Source organism: Streptomyces sp. WAC06614 (assembly GCF_003949795.1).
Lineage (GTDB): Bacteria > Actinomycetota > Actinomycetes > Streptomycetales > Streptomycetaceae > Streptomyces.
On sequence record NZ_RPRY01000122.1, the window covers coordinates 1 to 20,450 of the forward strand.

Here is a 20,450-nt window from a genome sequence, read left to right on the forward strand (position 1 = left end):
CGGGGAGGGGGGCCGGGATGCCGGTGAGTGCGTACACGAAGGAACGCCTGGCGGAGGCGGCGGGGGCGTCACGGACGCTGAGCGAGGCCGTGACGAGGCTCGGGCTGGACCCGAGGAGCGGGTCGCGGCGCTATCTGCACGACCGGATGCGCAAGCTCGGTGTGGACACCTCCCACTTCGAGAAAGAGGGCGTGAAGTGGACCCGGGAGGTCCTGTCCGAGGCCGTGGCGGCCTCGACGAACATGTGCGAGGTGCTGCGGCGACTGGGGCTCGACGTGGTCGGAGGCCATCACACCCACATCAGCCGCAAGGTCAAGGCCTTGGGGATAGACACCTCCCACTTCACGCTGCCGTCCCCGGCCGGGCGTCCCAAGCAGCGGCGCACTCCGGAGTCGGTCCTCGTACGGCAGGACGACGAGACCGCGCGACGCATCCGCAGCGACCGGCTCAGGCAGGCGCTCACCGCGCTCGGGGTACCGGAGCGCTGCGAGCGGTGCGGGATCGAGGCGATGTGGCTCGGGCGGCCGCTCCCGCTGGAGGTGGACCACATCGACGGCGACTGGCGCGACAACCGCCGCGAGAACCTCCGCCTCCTCTGCCCGAACTGCCACTCCACGACGGACACGTACCGAGGGCGGGGAAAGGGGCGCCGATGACCAGACGGACGTACACGCGGCGCGTGAAGCCGCCGACGGACGTGCTCCGCGCAGCGGTTGCCGCCTCCGACTCCCTCGCGCAGACCCTGCGCCACCTGGGCCTTCCCGTGAGCGGGGGCCTCAGCGGGAAGCTCAAACAGTGGCTCCAGCAGGACGGGATCTCGACCGACCACTTCCTGGGGCAGGCCCACCTGCGCGGAAAGCCCGGCTTCGCCGCGCCGAGGCCCGCCGAGGAGATCCTCGTGAAGCACCACGGCAAGCGGCGCACCAAGACCGGGCACCTGCGCCGCGCCCTGCGCGAGGTCGGCGTACCGGAGCGCTGTGACACCTGCGGCACACCACCCGAATGGCTCGGGCTCCCCATGACGCTGGAGGTCGACCACATCAACGGGGACTGGAGCGACGACCGCCGCGAGAACCTCCGCCTGCTGTGCCCCAACTGCCACGCCGTGACCACCACATGGTGCCGAGGGGGCTCGCGAGGGGGGTGACCCTGTCGGGTACCCCAAGATGCGGCGTGCCGGGTAGCATGGCTGCGGCTGGCGGCCGTGGTGGAATTGGCCTACACGCAACTTTTAGGTAGTTGTGGGAGAAATCCCTTGAGGGTTCGAGTCCCTCCGGCCGCACCGCTTCCATCCGAAGGCCCGGCTCACCAGAGCCGGGCCTTCGGCGTGCCACGGCCTCAGCCCAGCAGTTCCCGCACCACCGGGACCAGGGCGCGGAAGGCCTTGCCGCGGTGGGAGATGGCGTTCTTCTCGGCCGGGGTCAGTTCGGCGCAGGTGCGGGATTCGCCCTCCGGCTGGAGGATCGGGTCGTAGCCGAAGCCGTTCGTGCCGGACGGGGTCGTGCGCAGGTGCCCCAGGAGGCGGCCCTCCACCACGCGCTCGGTGCCGTCCGGCAGGGCCAGGGCGGCGGCGCAGAAGAAGTGGGCGCCGCGGTGCTCGGGGGCGATGTCGGAGAGCTGGGCGAGCAGCAGGTCCAGGTTGGCCTTGTCGTCGCCGTGGGTGCCGGCCCAGCGGGCGGAGAAGATGCCGGGGGCGCCGTTGAGGACGTCGACGCACAGGCCCGAGTCGTCGGCGACGGCCGGCAGGCCGGTGGCCCGGGCCAGGGCGTGCGCCTTGAGCAGGGCGTTCTCGGCGAAGGTGACGCCCGTCTCCTTGACGTCCGGGATCTCGGGGTACGCGTCCGCGCCGACCAGCTCGTGGGGCAGGCCGGCGTCGGACAGGATGGCGCGGAGTTCGGCGACTTTGCCCGCGTTGCGGGTCGCCAGGATCAGGCGGGTCATGGTCACCGATTATCCCCGCACGTGTCCGGCCGGCCCGGGCGGGCTCAGGGGGTGCAGACCTTGGAGAGCTCGGCGGCGGCGTCGGCGACGGGCTTGACGTCGGGGGTGGGGTTGCCCTGCTCGATGGCGGTGCGGACGTTCTTGACGGCCTGGTTCATCGAGTTCAGCGCCTTCTTCAGGTCGGCGTTGTCGGTCTGGTCGCCGATCTTCTTGAGGTTCTGGTCGATCTGGTTCAGCGCGTTCTGCGCGTCCTGGGGGCTGTTGCCCGCGTTGGAGACGGCCTGCTGGAGGTCCGAGACGCCGTTGGTGATGGTCACGGCCGTGTTGGCGCAGTCCAGGGCGGTGTTGATCGCGCCGCAGGCGGTCAGGCCGGGCAGGGCCAGGGCGGCGACGAGGGCGACGGCGGCGACTCGGCGGTGGTGCTTGGACATCGGAACGGATCCCCCCTGATACGGCGTTGCGTGGACGGGCGCGTGGCCTTGCGGTCCTCGCGCCCGTACCCTTCATGACGCCGTCGTACGCCCTGACGGTTGCGTGCTACAGGCCGAGGGCCCGGCGCTGGATGGCCTCCAGGTCGGCGCAGCCGCCGGCGGCGAGGTCGAGGAGGGCGTTGAGTTCCTTGCGGTCGAAGGGTTCGCCCTCGGCGGTGCCCTGGACCTCGACGAAGCGGCCGTCGCCGGTGCAGACGACGTTCATGTCGGTCTCGGCGCGCACGTCCTCCTCGTAGCAGAGGTCGAGGAGGGGGACGCCGTCGACGATGCCGACGCTGACGGCGGCGACGGTGCCGGTGAGCGGCTTGCGGCCGGCCTTGATGAGCTTCTTCTGCTGGCCCCAGGCGACGGCGTCGGCGAGGGCGACGTAGGCGCCGGTGATGGCGGCGGTGCGGGTGCCGCCGTCGGCCTGGAGGACGTCGCAGTCCAGGACGATGGTGTTCTCGCCGAGGGCCTTGTAGTCGATGACGGCGCGCAGCGAGCGGCCGATCAGGCGGGAGATCTCGTGGGTGCGGCCGCCGATCTTGCCGCGGACGGATTCGCGGTCGCCGCGGGTGTTGGTGGAGCGGGGCAGCATCGAGTACTCGGAGGTGACCCAGCCTTCGCCGCTGCCCTTGCGCCAGCGCGGGACGCCTTCGGTGAAGGAGGCGGTGCAGAAGACCTTGGTGTCGCCGAAGGAGATGAGGACGGAGCCCTCTGCGTGCTTGCTCCATCCGCGTTCGATGGTGACCGGGCGGAGCTGTTCGGGCGTGCGGCCGTCGATGCGAGACATGGCACCGAGCCTAGTCGGTGTGCGGGAGTGGGCGTGCGGGGAGACGAAGACCCCGTCCCGGTGGTCCGGGGCGGGGTCTCGTGGTGTGCTGGGGGCGCGTGGTGCGCGGTGAGCCGGAGGGGCTCAGGTCACATCATGTCCTCGATCTCGGCGGCGATCGGGTCGGCGTCGGTGCCGATGACGACCTGGACGGCGGTGCCCATCTTGACGACGCCGTGGGCGCCGGCGGCCTTCAGGGCGGCCTCGTCGACGAGTTCGGGGTCGTTCACCTCGGTGCGGAGGCGGGTGATGCAGCCCTCGATCTCCTCGATGTTGTCGAGGCCGCCGAGCGCGGCGACGATCTTCTCAGCCTTGGTGGCCATGTGTTCTCCCTGAGTGCCTGAGTGCGGGGTGCGCACGCGGGTCCGCTTTGCCACGTTAACCCACGGTTGGCCCATCTTCGCGAGCGCGGGTCCGGCGTCTGCCGAATGATGACGATCAGCAGCAACCTGCCCTCCGGGCGGGTGCGTGCGACGCCGTCACAACTGGTCTACACCAGTGTGCCGCAACTGTCGCCCCTGCCCAAACGCCGTCAGGGAGGATGCCGATGAGCGCGAGCAGCGCCGCCGCCGCACCGCAGCGCAACCGCTGGAGCGGCCTGTTCCAGGGTCTGCAGAAGATGGGGCGCAGCCTTCAGCTCCCCATCGCGGTGCTGCCGGCGGCGGGCATCCTCAACCGGCTGGGGCAGCCGGACGTGTTCGGCGCGCAGGGGCTGGACTGGACGAACGTCGCGAAGGTGATGGCGGGGGCGGGCGGCGCCCTGCTCGACGGGGACCTCGGCCTGCCGCTGCTGTTCTGCGTGGGTGTGGCCATCGGGATGGCGAAGAAGGCGGACGGGTCGACGGCGCTGGCGGCGGTGGCGGGGTTCCTGGTCTACCGGGGGGTGCTGCACGCCTTCGCCAAGCCGTGTCCGGCGGGTTCGAAGCCGGTGGGCAGTGGGGCGGCGGGCGGCTGTCTGGCCGCGGACGACACCTTCACCGCGTTCACGTACCAGAACCCGGGGGTGTTCGGCGGCATCGTGATGGGTCTGCTGGCGGCCTGGTTCTGGCAGCGCTACCACCGGGTGAAGCTGGTGGACTGGCTGGGCTTCTTCAACGGCCGGCGGCTGGTGCCGATCATCATGTCGTTCGTCGCGATCGGGTTCGCGCTGCTGTGCCTGCTGGTGTGGCCGCCGGTCGGGGACGCGCTGGAGAGCTTCTCGGACTGGTTGCGGGACATCGGCTACTGGGGCTCCGGGATCTTCGGGGTGGCGAACCGGGCGTTGCTGGTGATCGGCCTGCACCAGTTCCTGAACGTGCCGATGTGGTTCCAGTTCGGTTCGTACACCACGCCGGACGGCACGGTGGTGCACGGTGACATCAACATGTTCCTGGCGGGGGACCCGGGCGCCGGGCAGTTCACCTCGGGTTTCTTCCCGATCATGATGTTCGCCCTGCCGGCGGCGGCGCTGGCGATCACGCACTGTGCGAAGCCGCTGCGCCGCAAGGAGGTGGGCGGGCTGATGCTGTCGGTGGCGCTGACCTCGTTCGTCACGGGCATCACCGAGCCGCTGGAGTACTCGTTCCTGTTCGTGGCGCCGGCGCTGTACGCGGTCCACGCGGTGCTGACGGGTGTGTCGATGGCGGTGACCTGGGCGTTGGGCGTGCACGACGGCTTCAGCTTCTCGGCGGGCCTGATCGACTACGTGATCAACTGGGGGCTGGCCACCAAGCCGTGGCTGATCATCCCGATCGGGCTGGCCTTCGCCGTCGTCTACTACGTGGTCTTCCGTTTCGCGATCACGCGGTTCGACATCCCGACGCCGGGGCGGGAGTCGGACGAGGAGATCGAGGAGATGCAGAAGGACAACGTCAAGGCGTAGCCGCGGCCGCACCGCCCGGGGCCGCCGCGGCCGCACCGCCCGGAGCTGCCGCGGCCTATGGCCCAGGGCCCGTCGCCCAGGGCCTTGCGGCCCGCCGTTGCAGGGCCCTCGGATCTCCCGGTCCAGGGGCCCTGTGTCCTGTGATCCGGGCCACAGAAAATCGAAGGTTCCTTATCTAACCCCGACCGTGCTACAACTGGTCTACACCACCCAATGGTGTAGACCACGCGCCCCGCACCGGGGCCCGTGAGTCCCCTGTTTCTGAAGACGCCGCCGGTCCCCCGTACGTCCGTTCCCGGGCGGCGCCTTGCCCACTGGAGGAACTTGTGACCACGGCTGCCGCCCCCGCGGCCGAGAAGAAGAAGGGCTCCGGCGCCATGGCCGTGGCCCAGCGCATCGGCCGCAGCCTCATGCTGCCGATCGCGGTCCTGCCGGCCGCCGCCCTGCTGGTCCGGTTCGGCAACGACGACATGCTGGGCAGCAAGTCGCTGCCGGAGTTCGTCAACACCGTCGCCAAGTACATGGCCGCCGGCGGCGGCGCCATCTTCGACAACCTGGCCCTGCTGTTCGCCGTGGGCATCGCGGTCGGCTACGCGAAGAAGGCCGACGGTTCCACCGGCCTCGCCGCGGTCACCGGCTACCTGGTCTTCAAGGCGGTGCTCGGCAAGTTCACCGACGGCAGCCTGCCCAAGGTCGAGGCGATCGTCGACCACAAGGTCGTCCTGGTCGAGCCCGCGGTCAACGCCGGCGTGCTGGGCGGCGTGGTCATGGGCATCGTGACCGCCCTGCTGTACCAGCGGTTCTACCGCACCAAGCTGCCGGACTGGGCGGGCTTCTTCGGCGGCCGCCGCCTGGTGCCGATCCTCTCCGCCTTCGCCGGCCTGGTCATCGGTGTCGTCTTCGGTCTGATCTGGCCGGTCCTGGGCAAGGGCATCCACGGCTTCGGTGAGTGGCTGGTCGGCTCCGGCGCCGTCGGCGCGGGCATCTTCGGTGTCGCCAACCGTGCGCTGATCCCGGTCGGCATGCACCACCTGCTGAACTCCTTCCCGTGGCTCCAGGCCGGTTCCTACGACGGCCCCAACGGCACCGTGCACGGTGACATCGCGCGCTTCCTCGCCGGCGACCCGACCGCCGGACAGTTCATGACCGGCTTCTTCCCGATCATGATGTTCGCCCTCCCGGCGGCCTGTCTCGCGATCGTCCACTGCGCCCGCCCCGAGCGCCGCAAGGTCGTCGGCGGCATGATGTTCTCCCTCGCGCTCACCGCCTTCGTCACCGGCATCACCGAGCCGATCGAGTTCACCTTCATGTTCATCGCCCCGGTGCTGTACGCGGTCCACGCGGTGCTGACCGGTGTCTCCATGGCGCTGACCTGGGCGCTCGGCATGAAGGACGGCTTCGGCTTCTCCGCCGGCGCGGTCGACTACCTGCTGAACCTGGGCATCGCGTCCAACCCGCTGGGCCTGGCGCTGGTCGGCCTGTGCTTCGCGGCGGTCTACTACGCGGTCTTCCGCTTCGCGATCGTCAAGTTCAACCTTCCGACGCCGGGCCGCGAGTCCGACGAGGAACTGGCCGAGCTGCAGAAGGCCGAGGCCAAGTAAGCACCGGCCCGGCGGCCCGTACGACGGAGCCCCCGCTCTCCGTGACAGGGGAGGGCGGGGGCTCCGTCGTGCTCGGGGCCGGGACGTCAGACCTCGTAGACGGCGCCGGGGACGGCGAGGTCGATCGGGCCGGCGTAGACCTCGTGGGCGTCGGCGAGGTTCTGCTCGGCCGAGGTCCACGGCGGGATGTGGGTGAGCACCAGCCGGCCGACGTTGCCCCGCTGCGCGTACTCGCCGGCCTCGCGGCCGTTGAGGTGCAGGTCGGGGATGTCCTCCTTGCCGTGCGTGAAGGAGGCCTCGCACAGGAACAGGTCGCTGCCCTCGGCGAGCTTCCCCAGCTCGGGGCAGACCCCGGTGTCCCCGGAGTACGTCAGGGAGCGGCCGCCGTGCTCCACCCGGATGCCGTACGCCTCGACGGGATGGGCGAGCCGCTCGGTGCGGACCCGGAACGGGCCGATCTCGAAGGTGCCGGACTTCAGGGTCCGGAACTCGAAGACCTCGCTCATCGACCGCTCGTCGGGCACGTCGTCGTAGGCCGTGGTCAGGCGCTGCTCGGTGCCGTCGGGGCCGTAGACGGGGATGGTGCCGCAGCGGCCGCCCTCGTGCCGGTAGAAGCGGGCCACGAAGTAGGCGCACATGTCGATGCAGTGGTCGGCGTGCAGATGGCTGAGGAAGATCGCGTCGAGGTCGTAGAGGCCGATGTGGCGCTGCAGCTCGCCCAGGGCGCCGTTGCCCATGTCGAGGAGCAGCCGGAAGCCGTCGGCCTCGACCAGGTAGCTGGAGCAGGCCGATTCCGCGGACGGGAACGAACCCGAACAGCCGACGACGGTGAGCTTCATGGGAGCGGGAACCTCCGTGGACGGTCCGTGGCGGGCGGAGACGGGGAGGGCGTCGGGATGATCGTGCGGGGCCGTGCGGTGCGTCGAGCGTAAGGCGCGAAAGGTCCGGTCGCTCCTCCACGGCGTGCTGTTGTGGGGGAACTCACCTGTGGTGTCACCCGGCAGAGCGACGGCGCGCGCACGGGTTGCCGTGCCGGGCGGGCGGGGCCCGGTTACGGTCGATCCATGGACACGTCGTGGTGGCCGGCCGTCGCCGCGGTGGTCGCGGTGGCACTGGTCGTGCTGGTCGCCGGGGGCGGGGTGCGGGCCCCCCGGTCCGGCCGCGGCGCGGGCCACGGCCCCGGCCCGCCGCCACGGCCGCGCGCGGGCGAGATCTGGTGGACGGCGGGCGGGCGCTGCTGCGTGGTCCTGGCCGTCCGCGGCCGGACGGCGCGGATCGCGCCGATCACGGGGAAGTTCCACGACGACCGGGCCGGAGTGATCCCGCTGCCGCCGGGGCTGCTCGGCGAGGTGCACGGGCGGCCGGGGTACGTGGAGGCGGACCGGCCGGTGGACCTGTCGGTGTGGGACTTCCGGCGCAGGGCGGGGGTGCTGGACCCTGCCCTGTGGGACGAGATCAACGGACCGGGAAGCGGGCCGGGAGGTGGCGGCGGGCGATGATTCGACTGCGACGGGTCTACGATCCGCCGGACCCGGCGGCGGACGGGGTACGGGTCCTGGTGGACCGGCTGTGGCCGCGGGGCCTGGCGAAGGCCGAGGCGCAGGTGGACGAGTGGCCCCGGGCGGTGACTCCGTCGGCGGAGCTGCGGAAGTGGTTCCACGCCGGGGGCTCGTGGGAGGAGTTCCGGGTGCGGTACGAGGCGGAGTTGGCGGGGCCGGAGGCGGGGGTGGTGCTGGCGCACCTGCGGGCGTTGGCGGCCGAGGGGACGGTCACGTTGGTGACCGCCGTGCGGACGCCGGAGTCCAGCCATGCCTCACTCCTGGCCGAACTCCTGACGGCCCCGACCTAGGCCCCTGGCATCTCCGGGGCCCCGCCCCCGCTCCGCCGCGCCTCAAACGCCGGCGCACCTGAAGACTTCGGGGGCTCCGCCCCCCCGGACCCCCGGTCCTCGAACGCCGGCGCGGCTGAAGACGTCGGGGGCTCCGCCCCCCGGGTCCCCCGCGCTCGATCGCCGGCGCGGCTGAAGACTTCGGGGGCTCCGCCCCCCGGGTCCCCCGGTCCTCGAACGCCGGCGCGCCTGAAGACTTCGGGGGCTCCGCCCCCCGGACCCCCAGGTCCTCGAGCGCCGGACGGGCTGTAGGGGGTCGGGGCTCCGCCCCGGACCCCTCCCGTGCGCTGCGCGCCCGGTGCGCTCAAACGCCGCGCGGGCTGGACATGTCCCGCGGGCTGGACGGATGCGGCGCCGCCGGCACCCTTCCAGCCCCGCCGGCGTTTGAGGCGCGGGGGTCCGGGGGCAGAGCCCCCGAAACCGGAGCCAGGGCCCAGCGAGCGAAGCCCCCGGCCCGGGCCCAGGGGCCAGCCCCGGAACTGGAGCCCGGGCCCCGGAGGCAGAACCCCGGAAGCCCGGGCCCGGGGGCAGCGCCCCGGGAACCCGAGCCCGGGCCCAGGGGCCAGCCCCGGAACTGGAGCCCGGGCCCGGGGGCAGCGCCCCGGAATGCCGAGCCCGGGCCCCGGAGGCGGAACCCCGGAAGGCAAAGGCCGGGCCCCCGGGGCGGAGCCCCGGGAGGCGAGGGACGGGCTCGCGCGGGGAGGCCGGGGTTTTGCCCCGGTAGGGGCTACGCCCAGAGTTGGCCCTGGAGGACCTCGATGGCCTCCTCCGTGGTGGCGGCCGTGTAGACGCCCGTCGAGAGGTACTTCCAGCCGCCGTCGGCCACGACGAAGACGATGTCCGCGGACTCGCCCGCCGCCACGGCCTTGCGGCCGACGCCGATGGCCGCGTGCAGCGCCGCGCCGGTGGAGACGCCCGCGAAGATGCCCTCCTGCTGGAGGAGTTCCCGGGTCCGGGTCACCGCGTCGGCGGAGCCGACCGAGAAGCGGGTGGTCAGGACCGAGGCGTCGTAGAGCTCCGGGACGAAGCCCTCGTCGAGGTTGCGCAGGCCGTAGACGAGGTCGTCGTAGCGCGGCTCCGCGGCGACGATCTTGATGTCGGGCTTGTGCTCGCGCAGGTAGCGGCCGACGCCCATCAGGGTGCCGGTGGTGCCCAGGCCCGCCACGAAGTGGGTGACGGACGGGAGGTCGGCGAGGATCTCCGGGCCGGTCGTGGCGTAGTGCGCGCCGGCGTTGTCCGGGTTGCCGTACTGGTAGAGCATCACCCAGGACGGGTTCTGCTCGGCCAGTTCCTTGGCGACCCGGACGGCCGTGTTGGAGCCGCCGGCGGCCGGCGACGAAATGATCTCGGCTCCCCACATGGCCAGCAGGTCGCGCCGCTCCTGGCTGGTGTTCTCCGGCATGACGCACACGATCCGGTAGCCCTTGAGCTTCGCGGCCATGGCCAGCGAGATCCCGGTGTTGCCGGAGGTGGGCTCCAGGATGGTGCAGCCGGGCGTCAGGCGCCCGTCCTTCTCCGCCTGCTCGATCATGTGCAGGGCGGGCCGGTCCTTGACCGAGCCGGTCGGGTTGCGGTCCTCCAGCTTCGCCCAGATCCGGACCTGGTCCGAGGGCGAGAGCCGGGGCAGGCGGACCAGCGGCGTGTTGCCGACCGCCGCGAGCGGGGAGTCGTAGCGCATTACTTCGAGCCGCCGGCCACGGCCGGGAGGATGGTGACGTTGTCGCCGTCCGTCAGCTTGGTGGAGATGCCGTCGAGGAAGCGGACGTCCTCGTCGTTGAGGTAGACGTTCACGAAGCGGCGCAGCTTGTCGCCCTCGACGATGCGCTCCTGGATGCCCGCGTGGCGGGTCTCGAGGTCGGCGAACAGCTCGGCGAGGGTGGCGCCTTCACCGGTGACGGCCTTCTCGCCGGCGGTGTAGGTGCGGAGGATGGTCGGGATGCGGACCTCGATGGCCATGACGGCTCCAGTGTCGTGAAAGGGGCGAAAGAACGTGAGGGCGCGCGGTTCTCTGCCCCCGCGCGAGAGGGCTGCGGCGCTGCTCAGACAGCGGGACAGATGGCGCTGGCGAGGCGGCACAGGTCGACGTGCAGCCGCGCCACGAGCAGGGTCCTGCTGGGCGTCTCGATGCTCACGTCGTGGGAAACCATGCGGTCATGTTAACGATTCCCGGTCCGGGGTTTGGAGTGTGATCCCGCATGGTGGACCCCTGCCGCTCACATACTGGTCAGTAGGCGGCTACGACCTGCACTTCCTCCTCGGTGATCACACCGTCGACGATCCGGTACGAGCGGAACTGGAACTCGCCCAGGCCGTCGGTGTCGGCGGTGGAGACCAGGACGTAGTGGGCGTTCGGCTCGTTCGCGTAGGTCACGTCGGTGCGCGAGGGGTAGGCCTCGGTGGCGGTGTGCGAGTGGTAGACGATCACGGGCTCCTCGTCCCGGTCGTCCATCGCGCGGTAGAGCGCCAGCAGGTCCTTGGAGTCGAACTCGTAGAACGTGGGCGACCGGGCGGCGTTCAGCATCGGGACGAACCGCTCGGGCCGGCCGGTGCCCGCCGGGCCGGCCACGACACCGCACGCCTCGTCCGGGTGGTCCTTGCGCGCGTGCTCGACGATCCGGTCGTAGAGCTCCTGGGTGAGGGTCAGCATGAGCGACAGGATAAGCAGACGGGCCCTTCCGTACCGAGGAGTGGTACGGAAGGGCCCGTATGCCGGACAGCAGCCGCCCGGGCGGGCGTCCCTCAGCGCTTGGCGAAGGCCGCGCCGTCGGGGTTGCGGCGCTTGAGGACGAGGTAGGAGACGCCGAGGATCAGGCCCCACAGCGGGGCGCAGTACAGCGAGACCCGGGCGTCCTGGTCCATGCCCATCATCACGATGACCATGCCGATGAAGAGCAGCGCGAACCAGCTGCTGTACGGGGCGCCGGGGGCGCGGAACGGCGACTGCGGCAGCTCGCCGCGGTCGGCGCGGGCGCGGTAGCGGATCTGGCAGACCAGGATCATGATCCAGGCCCACATGCCGGAGATGGTGGCGAAGGAGACGACGTAGTCGAAGGCCTTGCCGGGGGCGACGTAGTTGATCCAGACGCCGACCAGCATCAGCGCGGCGGAGAAGGTGGTGCCCACCAGCGGGGTGCCGTTCTTGGTGAGCTTGGTGAAGAACTTCGGTCCCTGGCCGTTGAGCGCGAGGTCGCGCAGCATGCGGCCGGTGGAGTACATGCCGGAGTTGCAGGAGGACAGGGCGGCGGTGAGGACGACGAAGTTGACGACGGCCGCGCCGATGCCGAGGCCCATCTTCTCGAAGGCCAGCACGAAGGGGCTCTCGCCGGCCTTGAACTGGGACCACGGGATGACCGACATGATCATGATGAGGGCGCCGACGTAGAAGACGGCGATCCGCCACGGCACGGTGTTGATGGCCTTGGGCAGGGTCTTCTCGGGGTCCTTGGACTCGCCGGCGGTGACGCCGACCAGCTCGACGGCGAGGAAGGCGAACATGACGATCTGCAGGGTCATCAGCGTCTCGCCGATGCCGTGGGGGAAGAAGCCGCGGTCGTTCCACAGGTTGGCGAAGGACGCGGTGTCGGCGGCGTCGGAGAAGCCGACGGTCAGGATGCCGGCGCAGATCAGGATCATGCCGACGATGGCGGTGACCTTGACCATGGAGAACCAGAACTCCAGCTCGCCGAAGAGCTTCACGGAGATCAGGTTCGCGCCGTAGAGGATCACGGTGAAGATCAGCGCGTAGGCCCACTGCGGGAAGGAGTCGTGGGTCCAGTACGTCATGTACTTGGCGGCCGCGGTGACCTCGGTGATGCCGGTGACCACCCAGAAGAGCCAGTAGGTCCAGCCCGTGGCGTACCCCCAGAACGGGCCCAGGAACTCGCGGGCGTAGTCCGAGAAGGAGCCCGAGACCGGGCGGTACATGAGCAGCTCGCCCAGGGCCCGCATGATGAAGAAGATGACCAGGCCGGCGATGGCGTAGGCCAGGATCAGGCTGGGGCCGGCCTTGGAGATGGCCTTGCCCGCGCCCAGGAAGAGGCCGGTGCCGATCGCGCCGCCGATGGCGATCATCTGGATCTGGCGGGCGCCGAGCGCGCGGTGGTATCCCTCGCCGCCGTCGCCCTGGGTGCCCTGGGTGCCCTGACCGGGCCCCTGGTCGTGCTGCTCGACCTGCACTGAGGTCATGGTTCTGGTGCGCCTTTCTCCACGCCGACCCGCGCCGTTGCGGTGGCGCCGGGTCGGGTTCCTCGATCCCCCCGGACACGGATGGAGTTGCACCCGGCGGTCAGCCGGTCAAAGCAGCGCCGGAGGGACAGGGGTGGCGTCCCGTCGGCGGTCGTGAAGATGTATCACGCATCGAAGGGTGACCGGGGGGCGCCCATGTGACGCGGTGAGCATGAATGTCCGGATAAGGGCGAGCAAAAACGATCAGATCACCGCATGGCGGTGATCTGATCGTTATCCGGATTTGAGCGTCCGCTGAGCGAACGGATGCCGGGCGGGCCCCCTCAGAGGGTCTCGATGAGCGTCTCCTGGAGCCCGCCCAGCCACAGGTACGCCATCACCATCGGCTTGCGCGGGTCGTCGTCGGGCAGCCGGTAGAGCTGGGCGCTCTCCTCGTCCTCGGCGATGTCGAGCCGGGCGCCGATGGTCAGGCGCAGGTCGTTGAGGGCGCCGAGCCAGCGCAGCGGCAGCTCGCCGGTGAGCTCCAGCACCGCGGCCCCGTCGCCGGCCGGGGTCAGCGCGTCCAGGCTGCGGACGACCGCGAGGGCGTCCTCCCGCTTGCGGGTGCGCAGGTCGTTCTCGGTGAACCGGCGGAACTCCGCCGACCACTCCTTGAGCTCGGCCGGGTCCGCCCCCTCGTCCTCGGCGGAGGGGCCGCCGTAGGCGTCGGGGAAGAGCCGGGCCAGTGCCGGGTCGGACGGCGGCTCGCTGGGGCCCTCGGCGAAGAGCGCGGCCAGCGGGTCGGCGTCCTCGGCGGGCTCCGGTGCGCCGGGGCCGATCAGCTCCAGGAGCTGTACGGCGAGCGAGCGCAGGATGGAGATCTCGATGTCGTCGAGGGCCACGGCGGCGCCGCCGCCCTTGAGCGGTTCGAACATGCCCGGGTGTCCGCCCATCAGCCGCGGTCCTGCGACAGCGTCGCCCACAGCCCGTAGCCGTGCATGGCCTGCACGTCGCGCTCCATCTCCTCGCGGGTGCCGCTGGAGACGACCGCGCGGCCCTTGTGGTGCACGTCGAGCATCAGCTTGCGCGCCTTGTCCTTGGGGTAGCCGAAGTACGCCTGGAACACGTACGTCACGTAGCTCATGAGGTTGACCGGGTCGTTGTGCACCAGGGTGACCCAGGGGACGTCGGGTTCGGGGACCGCGAAGGTCTCCTCGGCCGATTCGGTGCGTTCGATCTCGATGGGAGCAACACTCACCTGTCCCATGCTGCCACTGTGACGGGTCCGTCGCACAAACGGGCCCCACATCTCGTCACTTTGACGAAATGTGCGCTAGCATCCCTGGCATGAACCCTGCGGACCTGGGCCTGCCGGTGGACGTCCCCTCGACAGCGCTCTTCACGGACCATTACGAGCTCACGATGCTGCAGGCCGCCCTGGCGGACGGCACCGCCCACCGCCGTTCGGTCTTCGAGGTCTTCACCCGGCGGCTGCCCGAGGGCCGGCGCTACGGCGTCGTGGCCGGCACCGGCCGGGTGCTGGACGCGGTGGAGAACTTCCGCTTCGACGGCGCCGTGCTGGAGTTCCTGCGCGAGCGGGCCGTGGTCGACATGCGCACCCTGGACTGGCTGTCCTCGTACCGCTTTTCGGGGGACATCTGGGGCTATCCGGAGGGCGAGGTGTACTTCCCCGGCTCCCCGGTGCTGCGGGTCGAGGGCAGCTTCGCCGAGTGCGTGCTGCTGGAGACCGTGATCCTGTCGATCCTCAACCACGACTCGGCGATCGCGGCCGCGGCCTCCCGGATGGCCTCGGCCGCCGGGGACCGGCCGCTGATCGAGATGGGCGCCCGGCGCACCCACGAGCTGGCGGCCGTGGCCGCCGCGCGGGCCGCCTACGTCGGCGGCTTCACGTCGACCTCCGACCTCGCCGCCGGCTTCCGCTACGGGATCCCCACGCTCGGCACCTCCGCCCACGCCTTCACCCTGCTGCACGACACCGAGCGCGACGCCTTCCAGGCGCAGGTCGCCTCCCTCGGCAAGGGGACCACCCTGCTGGTGGACACCTACGACGTGGCCGAGGCGGTCCGGACGGCGGTGGAGATCGCCGGGACCTCGCTGGGCGCGGTCCGCATCGACTCGGGCGACCTGCTGCTGGTGGCCCACCGGGTCCGCCAGCAGCTCGACGAGCTGGGCGCGAAGGGGACGAAGATCGTGGTCACCTCCGACCTGGACGAGTACGCCATCGCCTCGCTGGCGGCGGCGCCCGTGGACGCGTACGGCGTGGGCACCCAGCTGGTCACCGGCAGCGGGCACCCGACCTGCTCGATGGTCTACAAGCTGGTCGCCCGGGCCGCCTCGGACGACCCGAAGGCGCCGCTGGTGCCGGTCGCGAAGAAGTCCACCGGCGGCAAGACCTCCGTCGGCGGCCGCAAGTGGGCCGCCCGGCGGACCGACGCGGACGGGGTGGCCGAGGCCGAGGTGGTGGGCACCGGGCCGGTGCCCCAGGCGCTGGCCGGCAAGCAGCTGCTCGCCCCGCTGGTCAAGGGCGGCGAGGTGGTCGCCCGCGAGCCGCTGGAGGCCGCCCGGCAGCGCCACCGTGCGGCGCGGGCCGGTCTGCCGCTGTCGGCCACCCAGCTCTCGCGCGGCGAGGCCGTCATCCCCACCGAGTACGTCTGAACCCGCCGCCGCGTACGGCCCGCGGGCGGAGTACGGCCCGGCGGACCGGGAAGGACCAGCAGCAGCACCAGGGGCGCCGGCACCGCGCCGGGCCCGGCCCCGCCCACCACGAGTGAAGGACCGCGTCATGCACCGCGCACTGATCGTCGTCGACGTACAGAACGACTTCTGCGAGGGCGGCAGCCTCGCGGTCGCCGGGGGCGCCGACGTCGCCGCCGCCGTCACCGAGCTGATCGGACAGGCCACGCCCGGCTACCGGCACGTGGTGGCCACCCGCGACCACCACATCGACCCCGGGTCGCACTTCGCGCACCCGCCGGCCGCGCCGGACTACGAGACCTCCTGGCCGGTGCACTGCGTGGCCGGGACCGAGGGCGTCGGCTTCCACCCGAACTTCGCCCCGGCCGTCGCTTCCGGCGGTATCGCGGCGGTGTTCGACAAGGGTGCGTACGCGGCGGCGTACAGCGGTTTCGAGGGCACCGACGAGAACGGCACCTCGCTGGCCGAGTGGCTGCGCGCCCGGCACGTGACCGAGGTCGACGTGGTGGGCATCGCCACCGACCACTGTGTGAAGGCGACCGCGCTGGACGCCGTCCGGGAGGGCTTCGTCACGCACGTGCTGCTGGACCTGACCGCCGGGGTGGCGCCGCACACCACCCGGCGGGCCCTGGAGGAGCTCCGGGAGGCCGGGGTGGAGCTGTCGGGCACCCCGGTGGTCGCCGGGGACTAGGCGCCCCTCAGGAGGGCGCGTATCGGGTGCCAGAGCTCCTCCACGTCGCCGTGGACGGTCCGCCACAGCAGGCCGTCCGGGTGGTGGAGCACCGCCGTGACCTCGTCCGGGGTCGGCGGCTGGCTGTTCCCCCGCAGGTAGACGGCCCGCAGGCCCAGGTTGCGCAGCCTGGTCAGGGCGCGCGCCCGGTTCGCGGCGTGGACCAGCACGCGGACGTGGCCGCCGCCCACGTCCGCGTACGGGTCGTCGGCGGGTCTGGGAAGGGTCAGGGCGACGACGACGCTCCCGTTCGGGAGCTTGACGAAACCTCCGCCTGGCATGGTGTGCATCTCCCCCGTGAGATGGAGTCCGGCCGCGGCCGCGCCGCGGTCCGTCAATAAGACACTCGCATCCGCATCTAAACGCGATCGGCCGCCGCCCGCTAGAGGGCGACGGCCGATCATGCTGTGACCTGCGGTTTTACCGACTACTTGGTCGAGGGACCGACCTCGATCGTCATCTGGAGGCCGTCGTAGGTCTCCTTCGCGATCTTGATCTTGGTGTTGGTGTCAGCGACCTTGACGGAACCGGTCGGGTTCTCGTCGTAGTAGTACTTGCCCTTGTGGTCGTCGAAGACCAGGTTGGTGGGCTTCGGCTTCAGGAACAGCGACTCACCGTTCTTGTGCAGGGTGAAGGCGTCCGTGGAGTACGCGCTGAAGGTGGCGTCGTACGGCTGGATCTTGTTCCGGAGCAGGGTGCCGTCCGCCCACTTCATGGGCTTGGCATTGGCGTCGATCGGCAGGATCAGGCCCTGGCCGGGGTGGACGCTGGTGTTGTTGTCCTTCTGGGAGGTGTCCCAGAGCCAGATCAGCAGACCGTCCTGGTACGGGTAGTGCTCGACCCAGTCGGGACGGGTGTTGGCCCAGCCGAAGTTGTACGGGCCGACCTTGAGGGTCTGGTCGTACGAGACGTAGCGGCGGTTCTCCGCGATGTAGTACTGCGCGTACTCCTTGGTGAAGCCCGCGCCGATCCGGGAGAAGCCCTTCAGGGTCCAGCCGTTGTCGCCGTTCTCGGCACCGTCGGAGAACAGCGCGGAGCCGTCCGCCGTCACGGAGATCGCGTCGGCGGTGAAGCCCTTGCCGCCCGCGCCGCCGTCCGTCTGGTAGCGGAAGCGGAGGTCGACCTTCTTGCCGGCGTAGGCGTCCAGCGGGAACTTCAGGTCCTGCCAGCCGCCGGAGACGTCGGTCAGGGCCGGGGAGCCCGCGGCGTCGGCCGGGATGGCCTGGCCGTTGGCGGTACCCGCGAGGGCGGTCCAGGTGGCGCCGCCGTCGGTGGACACCTCGGTGTAGAGGTAGTCGTAGTCCTTCTCGATGTCCCACCAGCCCTTGAGCGAGAGGGCCGCGGAGGACTTGCCCGTCAGGTCCACGGAGCGGGTCAGGGTGTTCTTGAGGTCGTCACCCATGCCCGACCACCACTGGCTGCCGCCCTCGGCGGGGGCCACGACGTCGGTGCGGACCTGCTTCTTCGGCAGGTCGACGACGAGCGCCTGCTTGTCCTTGGTGTTGTACTCGGCCACGCCCAGCTTGTGGGTGGACTTCGTCGCGGCCTGGGCCTTGTCGTAGTTCAGCCAGCCGAGCTGGAGCTTGTCCCAGGCGGTCATGTCGCCGGGGAGGTCGCCTATGGACTCCTCGCCGGTGCCGAGCCAGGAGCCGGCCGACATCAGGGACCAGAAGCCGACCGAGTTCTCGCCGCCACCGGTGGTGTCGTAGAGGTCCGGCAGACCGAGGTCGTGACCGTACTCGTGGGCGAAGACACCGAGGCCGCCGTTCTCGGGCTGCATGGTGTAGTCACCGACCCAGATGCCGGTGTTGCCGATCTGGGTGCCGCCGGCCTTGTTGTTCTCCGGGCCGGTCTTGCCCGCGTTGGTGCCGTAGGCGTACCAGCGGTGGGCCCACAGGGCGTTGGTGCCCTCCTTGCCGCCACCGGCCGACTCGTCCTCGCCCGCGTGGACGATCTGGAAGTGGTCGATGTAGCCGTCGGGCTCGTTGAAGTTGCCGTCGCCGTCGAAGTCGTAGCGGTCCCACTGGTCGTACTGGGCCAGCTGCGCCTTGATCTGCTCGTCGGTCTTGCCGGCCTTCTTCTGGCCCTCGACCCAGGCGGTGACGCCGTCGCGGACGGTGTCCCACACGTTGGAGCAGTTGGTCTGACCGCAGTAGTTCGAGCCGTACCGGGCCTCGTTGTACGGGATCTTGACCCAGTCGGCGACCTCGCCCTCGACCGAGTAACGGCCCGAGGAGGTCTTCTCGTAGTAGGTCTTCAGCGAGTTCTTGCCCTCACCGGTACCGAAGTACAGGTCCTGGAAGTAGTCACGGCTGAAGTCCGCGCGCCAGGCGGTGCTGTTGTCCTTGGTGCGGTCCGGCTTCGGGATGGTGTTGCGGGCCGGGCCGGGCTCGCCGCCGTACTTGACGACCGGGGGCTTGGGGCCGGGGCCGTCCGGGTCGAACATGGTGGTGTTGTCCACCTGGTCACCGAACTCGACCAGGATCGTGAAGATCTTGTCGGTCTTCTCGCGGCCGAGCTCGACGTACTTCTTGTCGTCGAGCTTGACGACCTTGGAGCCGTCGCGCTGCTCGACGTTCTTCTTGCCCGAGAGCACCTGGTCCAGGGCGGCCTCGCGCTGCTTGGCCTGCTGGTCGCTGAAGGGGCCCTTGAGGTCGTGGTCGACCTTGGTCTTCGCGGGGGCGGTGGGGTCCTGCTTGTCGACGGCCGGCGGAGCGAAGCTCCACCCCTCATCGGCCTGGGCGACGGTGTACAGGGTGCCGCTCGCGGCGCACGCGGCGATGGTGACGCCGATCGCGGCGGCACGCAGCGCTCGTCTCCGAGCGGAGGTGTTGCTGGTCACTTGATGTTGTCCCCTCCCGCGGCCGCAAGGATGGTTCGGAACATCTCCATAGGAGTTGGGGGGTTCCGCGCGGCGCGCGTCTCAAGTGACGACATTTGACCGGACCCGAACAAGAAAAGACAGACCTTGACTTGAGCAGCTCAACTGCACTATGCGGTCGCTCAGTTCCGCTTATCGGACGTTGTGGGGACAGAGCGGAGACAGACGGGACGAAGGGAACGTCCTGGCGGGTCGTGGGGCCACGGGGGCCGGGCCGCGACGGCCGGGGCGCGCGGAGCGGAAGCGTGCGCCCCCTGTGCCTCGGCACCGTGGGTGAGGTCACGCTTACCGGAGGTTCCGTCCGGGAATCTCCCCGGCGTAGAGTCTCTTGACGGGGGAACCTCCCAGCGGCAGCTGGGGGACGACGAGTTGAGCTGACTCCCCGCCCGCCTCCGATGGACGGAAATCGCCATGCCGCGTCCGACTGCCGCACAGCTCACCTACGGCACCGCCACCGTCGTGGTCTCGACGATCGCCATGCTGCTGCTCTCGCAGACGAGCACGGGGCTCGGCATCGCCGTCATCGCCGCGGCGGCCCTCGCCCTGGGGCTGCTCGTCGCCCTCACCGTGCCGATGCCGAAGCGCCGGGCCGCCGCAGCCCGGTCCGCCGCGGCGCGGGCGGAGGCCCCGCAGGCCGCCGCCCCCGCGGCCCCCATGCCTGCGGCCGCCCGGGTGCCGGAGCCCCGGGCGGCCGCAGCCGAACATTCCGTACGCCGCTGACGGCCGCGCCCGCCGGTGGGTGACGGGCGCGGGCGGTCGCCGCGGGCGCCGGTGGGCGCCGGCGCGGTGCTAGACGCGGGTGCTGACCACCACGGTCCGGCCCACCTTGTCGTGCAGGCCCTGCTGGTACGGCTTGTCCACGAAGATCGAGACGGTCAGGGCGATCCACCACAGGGCCGGGCAGAAGCAGCAGAGGATGACCGGTACCCACATGGTCGCGGCGCGGGCGAGGGCGGCGTTGGAGGTGGGCACGCTGCCGTCGTTGAGCATCGCCACGCGCAGCCCCAGCAGCTTCTTGCCGAGGGTCTGGCCGTCCCGGCGCATCATCAGCCAGTCGTAGAGGACGAACGCGGCGAGCTGGACCAGGGCCCAGACGAGGTACGAGCCGGTGTAGACGCGGGCCACCATGTCGTCGGAGTCGACGCGCGCGTCGTTCCAGACGGCGCCGAAGGCGAGCTGGACCAGGAAGAGCGGGATGAAGACGATCAGGTAGTCGATGATGCGCGCGGCCAGCCGTCGGCCGAGGTCACCGAGGGGCGGCATCCCCGCCAGGGGGTCGGGCATGCCGTAGCCCCCGGGGGTGCCGGGCGTGCCGAAGCCGCCGGGGCCACCGGGAGCGCCGGGGCCACCGGGGGCTACGGCATGCC

Annotated in this window: 24 protein-coding genes and 1 tRNA gene; 10 read left to right on the forward strand and 15 right to left on the reverse strand. The window is 70.9% G+C overall.

Features of this window, described 5'->3' with window-relative positions; genetic code table 11:
• Positions 1-17: 17 nt before the first annotated feature.
• From EF918_RS18145 to EF918_RS18155, 3 genes are all read left to right on the forward strand, one after another.
• Positions 18-656, forward strand: a complete 639-nt coding sequence (locus tag EF918_RS18145; RefSeq protein WP_125647140.1) for an HNH endonuclease signature motif containing protein — start codon at positions 18-20, stop codon at positions 654-656.
• Positions 653-1,147: an HNH endonuclease gene (locus EF918_RS18150; RefSeq protein WP_125647143.1), complete on the forward strand. Its 495-nt coding sequence runs from the start codon at positions 653-655 to the stop codon at positions 1,145-1,147. The genes EF918_RS18145 and EF918_RS18150 overlap by 4 nt, the downstream gene beginning before the upstream one ends.
• 51 nt (positions 1,148-1,198) lie before the next feature.
• Positions 1,199-1,282 (forward strand) — tRNA-Leu (locus EF918_RS18155).
• 56 nt (positions 1,283-1,338) lie between these two features.
• Here EF918_RS18155 and rdgB read toward each other — a convergent pair.
• The 4 genes from rdgB to EF918_RS18175 all read right to left on the reverse strand — a co-directional run bounded on the left by rdgB (position 1,339) and on the right by EF918_RS18175 (position 3,641).
• Positions 1,339-1,941, reverse strand: a complete 603-nt coding sequence (rdgB, locus tag EF918_RS18160) for an RdgB/HAM1 family non-canonical purine NTP pyrophosphatase (RefSeq protein WP_125647146.1) — start codon at positions 1,939-1,941, stop codon at positions 1,339-1,341.
• Between the two features lie 44 nt (positions 1,942-1,985).
• The gene (locus EF918_RS18165) at positions 1,986-2,372 is read right to left on the reverse strand and encodes a hypothetical protein (protein ID WP_125647149.1); all 387 of its coding nucleotides are present in this window, start codon (positions 2,370-2,372) and stop codon (positions 1,986-1,988) included.
• A gap of 106 nt (positions 2,373-2,478) precedes the next feature.
• Entirely contained in the window at positions 2,479-3,204 is a 726-nt protein-coding gene (rph, locus tag EF918_RS18170; protein ID WP_125647152.1) for a ribonuclease PH, read from the reverse strand.
• Positions 3,205-3,332: 128 nt separating this feature from the next.
• Entirely contained in the window at positions 3,333-3,641 is a 309-nt protein-coding gene (locus EF918_RS18175; protein ID WP_260610331.1) for a PTS glucose/sucrose transporter subunit IIB, read from the reverse strand.
• 149 nt (positions 3,642-3,790) lie between these two features.
• Between EF918_RS18175 and EF918_RS18180 the strand changes: the two genes are divergently transcribed.
• Positions 3,791-5,104, forward strand: coding sequence for a PTS transporter subunit EIIC (locus tag EF918_RS18180; RefSeq protein ID WP_125647158.1), 1,314 nt, complete (start codon positions 3,791-3,793; stop codon positions 5,102-5,104).
• A 377-nt stretch (positions 5,105-5,481) separates the two neighbouring features.
• Positions 5,482-6,705 carry a PTS transporter subunit EIIC gene (locus tag EF918_RS18185; RefSeq protein ID WP_125647201.1) on the forward strand — a complete coding sequence of 408 codons (1,224 nt, stop codon included), beginning with the start codon at positions 5,482-5,484 and terminating at the stop codon, positions 6,703-6,705.
• An 86-nt stretch (positions 6,706-6,791) separates the two neighbouring features.
• On the opposite strand, the gene EF918_RS18190 is transcribed toward EF918_RS18185, so the two are convergent.
• The gene (locus EF918_RS18190; protein ID WP_125647162.1) at positions 6,792-7,544 is read right to left on the reverse strand and encodes an MBL fold metallo-hydrolase; all 753 of its coding nucleotides are present in this window, start codon (positions 7,542-7,544) and stop codon (positions 6,792-6,794) included.
• Between the two features lie 225 nt (positions 7,545-7,769).
• Between EF918_RS18190 and EF918_RS18195 the strand changes: the two genes are divergently transcribed.
• Together EF918_RS18195 and EF918_RS18200 are read left to right on the forward strand one after the other, a co-directional pair.
• Positions 7,770-8,204, forward strand: a complete 435-nt coding sequence (locus tag EF918_RS18195; RefSeq protein WP_125647165.1) for a hypothetical protein — start codon at positions 7,770-7,772, stop codon at positions 8,202-8,204.
• Positions 8,201-8,554, forward strand: coding sequence for a DUF488 domain-containing protein (locus tag EF918_RS18200; RefSeq protein ID WP_125647168.1), 354 nt, complete (start codon positions 8,201-8,203; stop codon positions 8,552-8,554). Before EF918_RS18195 ends, EF918_RS18200 begins: the two co-directional genes overlap by 4 nt.
• A gap of 766 nt (positions 8,555-9,320) precedes the next feature.
• Here EF918_RS18200 and EF918_RS18205 read toward each other — a convergent pair.
• From EF918_RS18205 to clpS, 7 genes are all read right to left on the reverse strand, one after another.
• Positions 9,321-10,271, reverse strand: a complete 951-nt coding sequence (locus EF918_RS18205; RefSeq protein WP_125647171.1) for a PLP-dependent cysteine synthase family protein — start codon at positions 10,269-10,271, stop codon at positions 9,321-9,323.
• On the reverse strand, positions 10,271-10,549 hold the full coding sequence (locus tag EF918_RS18210) for a MoaD/ThiS family protein (protein ID WP_125647174.1): 279 nt from the start codon (positions 10,547-10,549) through the stop codon (positions 10,271-10,273). Before EF918_RS18210 ends, EF918_RS18205 begins: the two co-directional genes overlap by 1 nt.
• Positions 10,550-10,632: 83 nt before the next feature.
• On the reverse strand, positions 10,633-10,740 hold the full coding sequence (locus EF918_RS39080; protein WP_312847838.1) for a putative leader peptide: 108 nt from the start codon (positions 10,738-10,740) through the stop codon (positions 10,633-10,635).
• A gap of 77 nt (positions 10,741-10,817) precedes the next feature.
• Positions 10,818-11,240, reverse strand: coding sequence for a Mov34/MPN/PAD-1 family protein (locus EF918_RS18215; protein WP_125647177.1), 423 nt, complete (start codon positions 11,238-11,240; stop codon positions 10,818-10,820).
• Positions 11,241-11,332: 92 nt separating this feature from the next.
• Complete coding sequence (locus tag EF918_RS18220) at positions 11,333-12,778, reverse strand: amino acid permease (protein WP_125647179.1); 1,446 nt, start codon at positions 12,776-12,778, stop codon at positions 11,333-11,335.
• A 323-nt stretch (positions 12,779-13,101) separates the two neighbouring features.
• Positions 13,102-13,710: a DUF2017 domain-containing protein gene (locus tag EF918_RS18225; protein ID WP_125647182.1), complete on the reverse strand. Its 609-nt coding sequence runs from the start codon at positions 13,708-13,710 to the stop codon at positions 13,102-13,104.
• Positions 13,710-14,024, reverse strand: coding sequence for an ATP-dependent Clp protease adapter ClpS (clpS, locus tag EF918_RS18230; RefSeq protein WP_125647184.1), 315 nt, complete (start codon positions 14,022-14,024; stop codon positions 13,710-13,712). Before clpS ends, EF918_RS18225 begins: the two co-directional genes overlap by 1 nt.
• A gap of 80 nt (positions 14,025-14,104) precedes the next feature.
• Here clpS and EF918_RS18235 point away from each other — a divergent pair, with 80 nt between their 5' ends.
• Complete coding sequence (locus tag EF918_RS18235; protein ID WP_125647187.1) at positions 14,105-15,433, forward strand: nicotinate phosphoribosyltransferase; 1,329 nt, start codon at positions 14,105-14,107, stop codon at positions 15,431-15,433.
• A 127-nt stretch (positions 15,434-15,560) separates the two neighbouring features.
• Positions 15,561-16,163: an isochorismatase family protein gene (locus EF918_RS18240; protein ID WP_125647190.1), complete on the forward strand. Its 603-nt coding sequence runs from the start codon at positions 15,561-15,563 to the stop codon at positions 16,161-16,163.
• Here the strand turns inward: EF918_RS18240 and EF918_RS18245 are convergent.
• Positions 16,160-16,483 carry a hypothetical protein gene (locus EF918_RS18245; RefSeq protein ID WP_125647195.1) on the reverse strand — a complete coding sequence of 108 codons (324 nt, stop codon included), beginning with the start codon at positions 16,481-16,483 and terminating at the stop codon, positions 16,160-16,162. The two genes, EF918_RS18240 and EF918_RS18245, sit on opposite strands and share 4 nt — an antisense overlap.
• 146 nt (positions 16,484-16,629) lie before the next feature.
• The gene (locus EF918_RS18250; protein ID WP_260610332.1) at positions 16,630-19,044 is read right to left on the reverse strand and encodes an immune inhibitor A; all 2,415 of its coding nucleotides are present in this window, start codon (positions 19,042-19,044) and stop codon (positions 16,630-16,632) included.
• Positions 19,045-19,494: 450 nt separating this feature from the next.
• On the opposite strand from EF918_RS18250, the gene EF918_RS18255 reads away from it, so the two are divergent.
• Positions 19,495-19,803 (forward strand): hypothetical protein, encoded by a 309-nt coding sequence (locus EF918_RS18255; protein ID WP_125647198.1) that lies wholly within the window; start codon positions 19,495-19,497, stop codon positions 19,801-19,803.
• 69 nt (positions 19,804-19,872) lie between these two features.
• On the opposite strand, the gene EF918_RS18260 is transcribed toward EF918_RS18255, so the two are convergent.
• On the reverse strand, positions 19,873-20,450 hold a 578-nt coding region (locus EF918_RS18260; protein ID WP_148141242.1), incomplete at its 5' end, for an RDD family protein.

Excerpts from the sequence above, each read along its gene's own strand:
- EF918_RS18145 (WP_125647140.1), top strand. The coding sequence starts at position 18 with ATGCCGGTGAGTGCGTACACGAAGGAACGCCTGGCGGAGGCGGCGGGG.
- EF918_RS18150 (WP_125647143.1), top strand. The coding sequence starts at position 653 with ATGACCAGACGGACGTACACGCGGCGCGTGAAGCCGCCGACGGACGTG.
- rdgB (WP_125647146.1), bottom strand. The coding sequence starts at position 1,941 with ATGACCCGCCTGATCCTGGCGACCCGCAACGCGGGCAAAGTCGCCGAA.
- EF918_RS18165 (WP_125647149.1), bottom strand. The coding sequence starts at position 2,372 with ATGTCCAAGCACCACCGCCGAGTCGCCGCCGTCGCCCTCGTCGCCGCC.
- rph (WP_125647152.1), bottom strand. The coding sequence starts at position 3,204 with ATGTCTCGCATCGACGGCCGCACGCCCGAACAGCTCCGCCCGGTCACC.
- EF918_RS18175 (WP_260610331.1), bottom strand. The coding sequence starts at position 3,641 with ATGGGCCAACCGTGGGTTAACGTGGCAAAGCGGACCCGCGTGCGCACC.
- EF918_RS18180 (WP_125647158.1), top strand. The coding sequence starts at position 3,791 with ATGAGCGCGAGCAGCGCCGCCGCCGCACCGCAGCGCAACCGCTGGAGC.
- EF918_RS18185 (WP_125647201.1), top strand. The coding sequence starts at position 5,482 with ATGGCCGTGGCCCAGCGCATCGGCCGCAGCCTCATGCTGCCGATCGCG.
- EF918_RS18190 (WP_125647162.1), bottom strand. The coding sequence starts at position 7,544 with ATGAAGCTCACCGTCGTCGGCTGTTCGGGTTCGTTCCCGTCCGCGGAA.
- EF918_RS18195 (WP_125647165.1), top strand. The coding sequence starts at position 7,770 with ATGGACACGTCGTGGTGGCCGGCCGTCGCCGCGGTGGTCGCGGTGGCA.
- EF918_RS18200 (WP_125647168.1), top strand. The coding sequence starts at position 8,201 with ATGATTCGACTGCGACGGGTCTACGATCCGCCGGACCCGGCGGCGGAC.
- EF918_RS18205 (WP_125647171.1), bottom strand. The coding sequence starts at position 10,271 with ATGCGCTACGACTCCCCGCTCGCGGCGGTCGGCAACACGCCGCTGGTC.
- EF918_RS18210 (WP_125647174.1), bottom strand. The coding sequence starts at position 10,549 with ATGGCCATCGAGGTCCGCATCCCGACCATCCTCCGCACCTACACCGCC.
- EF918_RS39080 (WP_312847838.1), bottom strand. The coding sequence starts at position 10,740 with ATGGTTTCCCACGACGTGAGCATCGAGACGCCCAGCAGGACCCTGCTC.
- EF918_RS18215 (WP_125647177.1), bottom strand. The coding sequence starts at position 11,240 with ATGCTGACCCTCACCCAGGAGCTCTACGACCGGATCGTCGAGCACGCG.
- EF918_RS18220 (WP_125647179.1), bottom strand. The coding sequence starts at position 12,778 with ATGACCTCAGTGCAGGTCGAGCAGCACGACCAGGGGCCCGGTCAGGGC.
- EF918_RS18225 (WP_125647182.1), bottom strand. The coding sequence starts at position 13,710 with ATGGGCGGACACCCGGGCATGTTCGAACCGCTCAAGGGCGGCGGCGCC.
- clpS (WP_125647184.1), bottom strand. The coding sequence starts at position 14,024 with ATGGGACAGGTGAGTGTTGCTCCCATCGAGATCGAACGCACCGAATCG.
- EF918_RS18235 (WP_125647187.1), top strand. The coding sequence starts at position 14,105 with ATGAACCCTGCGGACCTGGGCCTGCCGGTGGACGTCCCCTCGACAGCG.
- EF918_RS18240 (WP_125647190.1), top strand. The coding sequence starts at position 15,561 with ATGCACCGCGCACTGATCGTCGTCGACGTACAGAACGACTTCTGCGAG.
- EF918_RS18245 (WP_125647195.1), bottom strand. The coding sequence starts at position 16,483 with ATGCCAGGCGGAGGTTTCGTCAAGCTCCCGAACGGGAGCGTCGTCGTC.
- EF918_RS18255 (WP_125647198.1), top strand. The coding sequence starts at position 19,495 with ATGCCGCGTCCGACTGCCGCACAGCTCACCTACGGCACCGCCACCGTC.